This window comes from Rhizobium altiplani, from assembly GCF_001542405.1.
Classification (GTDB): Bacteria; Pseudomonadota; Alphaproteobacteria; order Rhizobiales; family Rhizobiaceae; genus Rhizobium; species Rhizobium altiplani.
On the sequence record NZ_LNCD01000038.1, the window covers coordinates 24,423 to 35,000 of the forward strand.

A 10,578-nucleotide genomic window follows, 5' to 3' on the forward strand; every position below is an offset into this window, starting at 1 on the left:
GCCTTCATGCTTCGCTATCGGCCGCGCTTCGCTCAAACGAGAAACACCATCCCGAAGCAGTCGGCGGCAATGTATCAACGAGTCTCCTCTTCTCACAGTGCATTTATATCACACTCACGCTTCATTTTTTTGCGTCCGCGAGAAGATCCGGCGGATGACAACGAAGAATGAGGGGACAAAGAAGATGCCGAGAGCCGTTGCTGCGAGCATGCCGCCGAGCACTCCGATGCCGATCGCGTTTTGCGCTGCAGAACCGGCGCCGGTTGCGATTGCAAGCGGTACGACGCCTAGAATGAAGGCAAGCGATGTCATGATGATGGGGCGTAGGCGCAGGCGCGCTGCCTCGAGTGTCGCCTCTAGCAGTCCCATTCCCGTTTCCATTCTGTCCTTCGCAAACTCCACGATCAGGATCGCGTTTTTCGCGGCAAGACCTATGGTCGTAAGCAGGCCGACTTTGAAGTAGACGTCGTTCGCCTGGCCGAAGAACGTTGCGGCAGTGAGGGCCCCGAGGACGCCGACCGGTACGGCCATGATGACGGAGAACGGGATCGACCAGCTTTCGTAAAGCGCTGCCAGGCAGAGGAAGACGACGAGGACGGAGATCGCGTAGAGCATCGGTGCTTGCGAACCCGACAAACGTTCCTGGTAGGAGATACCTTGCCAGGCGACGGTGTAACCGCCGCCCAGCTGCGCGGTCAAAGCTTCCATTTCGTTCATCGCGTCACCCGAGCTTACGCCCGGTGGGGACGCGCCGTCGAGCGGGATGGCGCTTACTGCGTTGAAGCGGGCGAGCGTCGGGGCGCCCTTGACCCATTCTGTGCGGGTGAAGGCGGAGAAGGGCACCATCTCCCCGCTCGAGTTGCGGGCATACCAATGATCGAGATCGTCAGGCTGCATGCGGAATGGCGCATCACCCTGCACGTAGACGGGCTTGATCTCGCCGTTCAGCGTGAAGTCGTTCACGTCGCGGCCGGTAAAAATCACCGAGAGCATCGAATTGACCGCGGAAATATCGACGCCCATCGCGCCGATCTTCTCCTGGTCAATGATGATCTTCATCTGCGGCTCGACTTCCTTGTTGTTGCTGCGGAGGGCAACGACCTTGCCGCTGGTGTTGGCCATCTGGATCAGCCGCTTCGAGGCAGCATCCAGCGCATCGGTGCCATGGCCGCCGGTATCGACGAGATACATCGAGAAGCCGCTCGAGACACCGAGACCCTGGATCGCCGGCGGCAGCAGCGCGAAGACCTGCGCCTCGCGGAAGGTGAAGAAGGTCTTGAGCGCCCGCGTCACGACAGCCTGGGCATGCAGGTTCGGATCCGTGCGTTCCGAGAAATCCTTGAGCTTGGTGAAAACGATGGCGCTGTTCTGGCCAGAGCCATTGAAGCCGAAACCAAGCGCGCCGAAGACGGACTGGACGGCTTCCTTCTCGTTCTCGCGGTAGTATTTCTCGACTTTCTCGACGACAGCTTGCGTCTGCTGCGTCGTCGAACCCGGAGGGGTGGTGACGATTGTCAGCAGAACGCCCTGGTCTTCCTGAGGAAGGAACGAGCTTGGCAGGCGATTGAAGAGATAGGCGCAACCGACGCCGATAAGAAGGAAGACGAGCATGACGCGGATTGGCCGCTTCAGCAGGTACCCGATGGTTCTCACATATCCATTGGTCGAACGCGTGAAGTTGCGGTTGAACCAGTCACCGATGCGGTGCTTTTTGTGCTCGCTCACAGGCTTCAGCATCGTCGCGCAAAGCGCTGGCGTCAGCACGATCGCGACGAGTGCAGAAAGCAGCATCGCCGAGACGATCGTCACGGAGAACTGACGATAGATGATGCCGGTCGAACCGCCGAAGAAGGCCATTGGAATAAAGACGGCGGTGAGGACGAGCGCGATACCAACGATCGCGCCGGTGATTTCGCCCATCGACTTCTCGGTCGCTTCGAGCGGCGACAGCTTCTCTTCCGTCATGATGCGTTCGACGTTCTCGACGACGACGATCGCGTCGTCGACGAGGAGGCCGATCGCCAGCACCATGGCAAACATTGTCAGCGTGTTGATCGAATATCCCGCCATGGCGAGAATGCCAAAGGTCCCGAGCAGAACCACCGGCACGGCGATCGTCGGAATAAGCGTTGCCCGAAGATTCTGCAGGAAGATCAGCAGCACGATGAACACGAGAACGATGGCTTCAATCAGCGTGTGCACGACCTTCTCGATCGACAGCTCGACGAACGGTGTTGTGTCGTACGGATAGGTGATTTCCACGCCTTCCGGCAGGCCGCGGCTGATGGTGTCGAGGGCAGAGCGTACGCGGGCGGCAGTATCGATGGCGTTGGCGCCGATGGCGAGGTTGACGGCAAAACCGCTCGATGGCTGACCGTTGTAGCGGGAGGAGCCGCCATAGCTCTCCTGGCCGATCTCGATGCGTGCCACGTCGCTGAGGCGCACGGTGGAACCGTCCTTTTCGACCTTCAGAATGATGTGCTCGAAGTCGGAAACGGTAGTGAGCTGGCTCTGCGCCGTAATGGTCACGTTGAGCTGCTGGCCTTCAACTGATGGCTGGGCGCCAAGCGATCCAACGGAAACCTGGGTGTTCTGTGCTTCGATTGCGGAGGTCACGTCGCCTGTCGTCAATTGGTACTTCAGCAGCTTGTACGGATCGAGCCAGACGCGCATGGCGTAGCCGGAGCCGAAGATATTGATGCTGCCGACGCCTTCCAACCGCTGGATCTGATCTTCGATGGACGTCGACATGATGTTGCCGAGGTCGACGGAACTGCGCTTGCCGTCGGTCGAAACGAGCGAGCCGACGAGCAGGATGCTCGACGTCGAGCGGGTGACGCTGATGCCGGCGTCAATGACATCGCCCGGCAGCTTGGACTGCACGAGCTGGAGCTTGTTCTGGACCTGAACCTGCGCGATGTCGGGGTCGGCACTGGTGCCGAACGTCAGCGAGATGCTGGCAGAGCCGGTCGACGAGGTCGAGGTCATGTAAGTCAGGTCGTCGAGGCCGGTCATGCCGTCTTCGATGATGGTCGTCACCGATTTCTCGACCGTTTCGGCACTCGCTCCGCGATAGGTCGCGTTGATCCGCACCGTCGTCGGCGCGATATCGGGGTATTGCGAAATCGAGAGCGTAAAGATCGCGAGCAGGCCCGCGAGCATGATCGTAATCGCGATGACCCAAGCAAAGATCGGGCGTCGGATGAAAAACTTGGCCATTGGCTTACTGTTCCTGTGCGGCTCTGATCACGGTTCGTCGCGAATTACTTCGCGGCGGGCTTCTGCGCTTCACCGGATGCGGCCTGATCAGCGGGCACGACGATGCCCTTGTCATTGATTTTCATCGGCATTGGCTTGACGGGCATGCCTGCCGTAATCGACTGCAGGCCACTGACGATCAGCTGGTCGCCGTCCTTGATACCCTCGGTCACAAGCCAGGCGTTGTTCGAAGGAGATGCGTTTTCGAAGATGCGGGTTTCGACCTTGCCGTCGGCTGAGACGAACTGCGCGGTCAGCTCACCATTTGCATTTCGGCTGGTGGCAAGCTGCGGCAGCGCATAGCCTTGCTCCGCGCCGAGTTCCAGCGTCGCGCGGACATACATGCCGGGCAAGATGATGTGATCTGGATTCGGGAAGCGCACGCGGATGATAAACGTCCCGGTCGTCTCGCTGACCACGGACTTCGACATGTCGAGCGTGCCCTTCTGGTCATATTCCTTGCCGTTTTCGAGGATGAGGCGGAAGGCGGCATTGCCGGCGTTGCCCTTGACCTCGCCGCTGCGGATCGCGTCGCGAAGCCGCAGCAGGTTGGTGCTCGACTCCGTCAATAGAATGTAGACCGGGTCCAACTGGCGCACGGTGGTGAGCGCCGCCGTCTGGTTGGCCGCGACGACGTTGCCGACGTTGTATGCCGTCTGGTCGATAACGCCGTCAAACGGCGCAGTGATCTTCGTGTGGTCGACATCGATTTCGGCGGCAGTCAGCGCTGCCTTCGCGGATTCGACCTCGGCCTGCGCCTGCAGAAGGTTGGTGCGTGCGGTCTCAAGCTCGATCTGCGTCGCGCCCGAGCCGACTAGGCGCTGGTAACGATCGAAATTACTTTGCGCGCTGGGAACGCTGGCTTCGGCCTTGGCAATGGCGGCGCGCGCTTGTGCAGCGGTTGCCAGGTAAGGTGCGTCTTCGATCTGATAGAGGACGTCGCCCTTCTTGACTTCGCCACCTTCCTTGAAGGGGATCTCGCGGATGATGCCGCTCACCTGCGGGCGAATGTCGGCGATCTGCGAAGCCTCGGCCCGGCCAGGCAGGATCGTGGTGACGGGGAAGGTGGCCTTCGTCAGGGATATCACGCCAACCGGCGCGGCTTGCTGGGCGGCGGCTGCACCCGCGGCCCCGGCCGCGCCCTGCTTGTTGCCGCTGTCGCTGCATGCGGCGAGGACGCCGCCGATCGCGAGGGCGGAGGAAACGAGGAAAATGCGCTGTATCATAATGAATTCCTTGTGCGGTGGCGTCCGAACCAGTGACCTTCTTCAACAAGCAAGGCCGACCGTCGATCCAGAATCAAATGCCACTGATCCGAATTTAAGAAAGACTTTACGAAGTGACGTAAGTTATGAATCGTCACTTAGCAAGCGCTATTTTGCAGTGCGGCATCCACGAAAATGACGATCTGCTTTGCGCGCTGGACAAGTGTATCCTTATCATCACGGGCGATCAGAACGGGATGCAGGACACTCGCCAGGACATCGGCAACGGTGTTGGCGGCATCTGCGGCGCTACTGCAGTGATAGCGACCTTCGGCGACACCTGCTCGTATGATTTCATCCAGTTTCCGGACGATGCGCTCCCTATATCGATTGCCGGCCTCGAGCTTGGCCTGCACCGTCATCAGGACCATTTCAAAGATGTAGGGGTTCTGCTGGATATCCTGTAGGTGACTGTCCAGCAGGCGCAAGACAAAGCGCAGCAACTGCTCATTTGGCGGTAGCGCATCGTCAAAGGTCGCGAAGCGGTCAGCTACATCGCCCAGATGGCGTTCAGCGATCGCATCGACGAGGGCGGCTTTCGAGCGGAAGTGCTTGAAGACGTTGGCAGGCGACATTCCAAGCGCGGCAGCAATGTCGGCGATCGAAACGGCGACGAAACCGCGTTGGCGGAACAACAATTCCGCCATGGACAGAATGTCTTCACGAGTCTCTTCGGCCTTACGTCTTGGCCTGCGTGCCATCCATTCCCCTGCCGGCACGAGGCCGGCCCCCAGTTTTCCAGATGCTAGCGCTAAGGACGGAAAGCCTGCAAGCTAATGTTGCAGGCTTTCTATCGCGCGACTTTAAGAGAAGTAGACGGACAGATTCTTGCGGACGCGCTCGACCGGCGTCGCGCAGCTGTCGTCGGGAACGAAGCGTTGCGCCGTGATGCTCTCGTAGGCCTTGATGTAGACCTTGGAGGTCTGCTGGATCAGTTCGACGGGAATCTCCGGTATTTCGTCCTTGTAAGGATCACAACGCTCGGCGACCCAGGCGCGAACGAAGTCCTTGTCGAAGCTTGTCGGGCGCGCGCCTGCCTCGAAACTTGACTGGTAGCTGTCGGCAAGCCAGTAGCGGCTGCTGTCGGGTGTGTGGATTTCGTCCGCGAGAATGATGTTGCCGTTCTCGTCCGTGCCGAACTCATATTTGGTGTCGACAAGGATGAGCCCGCGCTTGGCCGCAAGTTCCTGGCCGCGGGCAAAGAGAGCCAGCGCGTAACGCGAGAGCGTTTCCCATTGTTCCTTGGTCAAGAGCCCGCGCTCGACGATCTCGGCAGGCGTCAACGGTTCGTCGTGGCCGCCATCGAATTCCTTGCTGGTCGGCGTGATGACTGGGGTCGGGAGTTTCTGGTTGTCGCGCATGCCGTCCGGCAGTCGCATGCCGTACATCTCGCGCTCGCCCTTCTTGTAAAGAGTGAGGATCGAGGTCCCCGTGGTGCCGGCGAGATAACCGCGAACGACGATTTCCACCGGCAGGATATCGAGACGCTTGCCGATGACAACGTTCGGATCGGGATAGTCGAGAACGTGGTTGGGGCAGATGTCCTTCGTCGCCTCGAACCAGTAGCGGGCCGTCTGCGTGAGGACCTGGCCCTTGTAAGGGATGCAGGTGAGGATGCGATCGAACGCACTCAATCGGTCTGTGCTGATGATGATGCGGCGCCCATCCGGCAGGTCATAGTTCTCGCGAACCTTGCCACGGTAGTAATTGGGGAGCTCTGGGAAATGGGCTTCGGAGAGGATTCGCACGGGCTCGACCATCCTTCTGCGTTGATCGGGAACTTTTCCCCTGCTCTAGTTCCATTGCCGGGGATGTCAAGCAAACCGGCTCCTAAAGCCAGAAGAGATAGATAAGAAGTAGGGTAAGACTATAGCTCAGCACGGTCAGAGGCGCGCCGGCCTTCAGAAAGTCACTGAAGCGGTAGCTTCCGATCCCCATGGCAAGCGTATTGTTGTGGTGGCCGAAGGGTGTCAGAAAATCCAGCGAGGCGCCCGCGGCGACGGCGATCAGATAGGCCGATGGAGAATGATGGCCGGCTGCTGCGAAGGCAACGGCGATGGGGCTCATGACGATTGCGACAGTCGCGTTGTTAACAAAAGGCGTCAGGAGCATCGACAGAAAGAGAACAAGCGCCACCCCCACGGCGGGTTCGGCCAGCGACACCATGGAACCCAGCGCCGCCGCGATGAGTTGGGCGGTGCCAGTTGTCGCGACGGCGGAACCGATCGGGATCATTGCGCCGAGCATGATGATGATCGGCCAGTTGAGATCAGCCATCGCCTGGCGAATGTTGAGGTAATTTAGGAGTGCTAGGACAAGCACGACGCCTGCAAAAGCAATATCAGGCGTCACGAGTTCGAAGGCCGTCGCGGCGACGCCTGCGGCGAAAATGGCAAAAGGCTGCCAGGACGATGCGGACATTCGGGACGGCGGCTGCGACGCCAGCGGGAGGCATTCGCACTCCTCCAGCGCTTCGGCGATCGCCCTTTGCTCGCCCTCCAAGACCAGAATGTCGCCGATCGACAGTTGCAGATCGGCGAAGCGCCCCTCGATCCGTGGCGAGCGCATGGAGAGTGCCGATATCGTAACATCGCGGCTGCTGAACACCTCGAGAGAATGTAGCCGCGAGCCGACCAACGTGCTTTCCGGCATTACGACGGCCTCGACGTAATCGAGATCGGCAGAATCTGCGCTCGGGTGGCGCTCCGGAAGCAGGGTTCCGGACGAGTAAAGCCTATCAAAGACCGTCTCGTCTGCTTCGGCCAATAGCAGGTCGCCCGCCTCGACAACCAATTTGTCGGGCGTGCCGAAAACAAACTTGCCGTCACGCACGAGCGTATGCGGCTGCAGCGAGAAGCGATCCGGCAGGTCCGAAAGCCGAGCACCGATCAGCGAGGAGCCCGGTGGGATATGTCTTTCGGTGATCCTGCGTCGCGGTGGTGAAACCGGCTCAGCGGAGAGGGCCTCTCCATCCTTTTTCGGAAATAGCCGTGGTGCAAGCCATGCGGTTATGATGATGCCGACAACGGCGACCGGTAGCCCGACATAGGCAAAGTCGAAAAGTCGAAAGCCGTTGCCGTTTGCTTTTGCCCAATCGTTGCTGACGAGCATGTTCGCCGGTGTACCGATCAGCGAGACGATGCCGCCGAGGAGCGCGGCAAAGGAGATCGGCATAATCAGCTGTCGTTTGGGTATCGAGAGCAGGGCACTCACGCGCAGCGTCGCCGGCAAGGCGATCGAAAAGGCGCCGATGTCGTTCATGAAGATGGAGATGAAGCCGGTCGCGCCCGACAATGTCGCGATGACGGCGATATCCGAAAATCTGGCTCGCACGAAAAAATCCGCGAGCTGATCAAAAAGCTGCGCCCGTGCAAGGACCTGTACGATGAGCAGGATCTCGACGACCGTGATGACCACCGGGCTTGCAAAACCGGAGAAGATCTGTTCGGCGGAATAGAGGCGGAGGGCATAGCCGGCGAGCAGCCCGGCAATCGCGACCACTTCGATATGAAAGCGCTCCAACGAAAACAGGATGAGCATCGCAAGCAGGAGGATCAGCAAGGATGCTTGCTCGAACGTCATGGTTTGCCCCGAACCTCAATCCATCACGAGACTGTAGCGGTTCGGCTCGCGCTGTATAGAGCGAAATATTGCAATCCGCGCTCCACGCGACCGTGCATTCAGACTGCGGGCCGGCGCCAGGTGCCGGTCTCGGTCATCTCCAACATCGGGGTAGAAAAGACGCCGACTGTTTTTTCCCGCCATTGCGGTCCGACGGCATCGAGCGTTTCGCACCAGCGGCGGGACTGCAGCATGGCGGCACCGATAGCAACAGGCTCAATGCCGCAGCCGGCAAGAAGCTGCAGCCCGGAAACGATCGAAGTGCCACTGGAAATGACGTCGTCGATCAGCGCAACACGCCGGTCCTCCAGCAGTGGCAGCATGCGTGGATCTATATAAAGACGTTTCTGTTGGGTGGGGGTGGTAATCGAGGAGAGCGCCACGGACAGGGAGTCGCGGTACCAGAACTTTCGGGACGTTCCGAGCGGCACATATCGTGTATGCCCCAGCTTCTGCGCCACGGCGGCTGCGAGCGTCAGGCCAAGGGTCGGTAGGCCGGCAACAACCTCGACCTCGAAAGGCTCCAGCTTCTCGGCAAGCGATCCAGCCAGGACATCGAGAACCTGGAAGCTTGCCTGATTGATGATCAGGGAGGCCAGCGCATGCTGCCCGTCTGCCAACACGCGTACAGGCAGGCGAAGCTGCCGCCCATCATCCAGTTCGGCGATATAGGACGTCGAGACATCGCCGTCGCTTCTAAAGGTGCCTGGGCTGTGGATCTCCTGCCAAAACTCGTGCGCCGCCAATTCCGTCATGCACTCAATTCCGTCTTGCCGTTTCCACGCCGGAACTCTGGCGCAATTCTCTTAGTTCCGCATCCGTCAAGGCACGCACAGCACCCTTTGGCAGCTCGCCGAGCGCCAGGCCACCGATCGCAACGCGCACGAGGCGGAGGCATTCGACATCCAGGGCTTCCAGCATGCGGCGGATCTGGCGGTTGCGGCCCTCATCGAGTTCGACCTCGATCCAGGCATTCCTGTCGCCGCTCCTCAACAGCGTCGCCGACGTCGCCTTCAGAATTTCGCCATCATGGCGGACCCCATAGGTCATCTGGGCCAGCATCTCCACGTCCATGATCCGGTTGACCTGGACATGGTAGGTCTTGGTGACATGGGTGAGCGGATCGAGCAGCGCCTGCGCGAAGACGGTATCGTTGGTAAAAAGCAGCAAGCCTTCGCTCGCCTTGTCCAACCTGCCGACCGGCGAGAGGTGCGGAGCCTCGAAATCCTTGAGGCAGTCGTAGACGGTCGGCCGGCCCTCGGGATCATCGCGCGTCGTGACCAGCCCGCGCGGCTTGTTAAGCATCAGGTAGATCTTTGCCTCGGCGACCACTTCGGTACCGTCGACGCGGATCTTCGCGAATGCCAGGTCTACCCATGCGGAAATATCGGTGACTTTGCGGCCATCGACCGACACGCGACCTTCCAGGATTAGCCGTTCGGCCTGCGTGCGCGAACAGTGCCCGAGCTTGGAGAGCGCACGCGGCAAAGTTACCCGCTTGCCGGATGTCTCCCCGTTCGGTCTGGCGCGTTCGCGCGATTTCTGAGGTGAGCGCCGCTGCCTCACACTGTTTCTTCCCGTCATTGCCGTTGATCAGGTTCTGACATGAACAGGGTCACGATGCCAGCAAGCCATCGACAAAACGCGGGGATAATAAGGGGTTCAAAGCGCTGCGTGACGAAAGCGAAAAAAGCGAGATGGCGCTTTGCGCGCCATCCAATTCGTCTTGGGGAGAGGGCAGAAAGCCTCAGTGGCTGGCCATGTAACCGGCGAGTTCCTGACGGCTGATAACGACACCTGCTGCTGCCTTGGCGGGGTCCGGATGGGTGTAGGACAGGGAAGGCAACTCGGGCAGTTCGAGAGCTTGACGCGTGTTCATGATGCCGACAGCCCTGCGGCCGTTGACGCCATCAACGCTGACTTCGACTATAAAATGGGCTCCCTTGCACTCCACGAATAGTCCTCCCTCTTATTCTAGCGGCCCTAGTAACGGCAAAACTTGGTTTTTCTAAGACCAAAGTATTACGAGCCGCATTAAACTTCGGATCACTGCGGCTCGCGATGAATGCGGGGCGTTTCCGCTGTCACTATATCAGCGCCACCAATGACGTGGTGGCTCTTGACTGCCGGCCAAGAGATAGCCGGCTAGAAAGCCGATCGCACCGGCGAGCGCCAACGCGGTCGTCGTCGCAGCAGGATGCTCGCGGGCGGCGCCTGCGGCAGCCACACCTTCTGCCCGGATCTGCGCTACCGCGCTTTTCGCGCGGGGAAGGGCGTCCTCATAAGCCTTGCCTGCCCGGTCACGCACCTCATAGTAAGCCTCTGCGCCCTGCGCCGAGATCATTTTCTGCAGGCGGGACACTTCTTGCTGGAGCGCGGCGATATCCTTGCTGACGGATGCTCTGATGTCATCGGTAGTGGCAGCCATGTCTTT

General features: G+C 59.9%; 9 protein-coding genes. All 9 read right to left on the minus strand.

Features of this window, described 5'->3' with window-relative positions:
* Positions 1-114: 114 nt before the first annotated feature.
* The gene (locus tag AS026_RS08310) at positions 115-3,219 is read right to left on the minus strand and encodes an efflux RND transporter permease subunit (RefSeq protein ID WP_018117132.1); all 3,105 of its coding nucleotides are present in this window, start codon (positions 3,217-3,219) and stop codon (positions 115-117) included.
* A 44-nt stretch (positions 3,220-3,263) separates the two neighbouring features.
* Positions 3,264-4,484: an efflux RND transporter periplasmic adaptor subunit gene (locus AS026_RS08315; RefSeq protein WP_062369353.1), complete on the minus strand. Its 1,221-nt coding sequence runs from the start codon at positions 4,482-4,484 to the stop codon at positions 3,264-3,266.
* Between the two features lie 137 nt (positions 4,485-4,621).
* Positions 4,622-5,224 carry a TetR family transcriptional regulator gene (locus AS026_RS08320; protein WP_025662469.1) on the minus strand — a complete coding sequence of 201 codons (603 nt, stop codon included), beginning with the start codon at positions 5,222-5,224 and terminating at the stop codon, positions 4,622-4,624.
* A gap of 102 nt (positions 5,225-5,326) precedes the next feature.
* Positions 5,327-6,271, minus strand: coding sequence for a phosphoribosylaminoimidazolesuccinocarboxamide synthase (locus AS026_RS08325; RefSeq protein WP_062369357.1), 945 nt, complete (start codon positions 6,269-6,271; stop codon positions 5,327-5,329).
* Between the two features lie 82 nt (positions 6,272-6,353).
* Complete coding sequence (locus AS026_RS08330; protein WP_062369354.1) at positions 6,354-8,105, minus strand: SLC13 family permease; 1,752 nt, start codon at positions 8,103-8,105, stop codon at positions 6,354-6,356.
* Between the two features lie 98 nt (positions 8,106-8,203).
* Positions 8,204-8,899: a phosphoribosyltransferase gene (locus AS026_RS08335; protein WP_062369355.1), complete on the minus strand. Its 696-nt coding sequence runs from the start codon at positions 8,897-8,899 to the stop codon at positions 8,204-8,206.
* 4 nt (positions 8,900-8,903) lie between these two features.
* On the minus strand, positions 8,904-9,710 hold the full coding sequence (locus AS026_RS08340) for a pseudouridine synthase (RefSeq protein ID WP_062369356.1): 807 nt from the start codon (positions 9,708-9,710) through the stop codon (positions 8,904-8,906).
* Between the two features lie 181 nt (positions 9,711-9,891).
* Positions 9,892-10,098 carry a hypothetical protein gene (locus AS026_RS08345; protein ID WP_037218028.1) on the minus strand — a complete coding sequence of 69 codons (207 nt, stop codon included), beginning with the start codon at positions 10,096-10,098 and terminating at the stop codon, positions 9,892-9,894.
* Positions 10,099-10,236: 138 nt separating this feature from the next.
* Complete coding sequence (locus AS026_RS08350; RefSeq protein WP_018113492.1) at positions 10,237-10,572, minus strand: hypothetical protein; 336 nt, start codon at positions 10,570-10,572, stop codon at positions 10,237-10,239.
* Between the last annotated feature and the right edge of the window lie 6 nt (positions 10,573-10,578).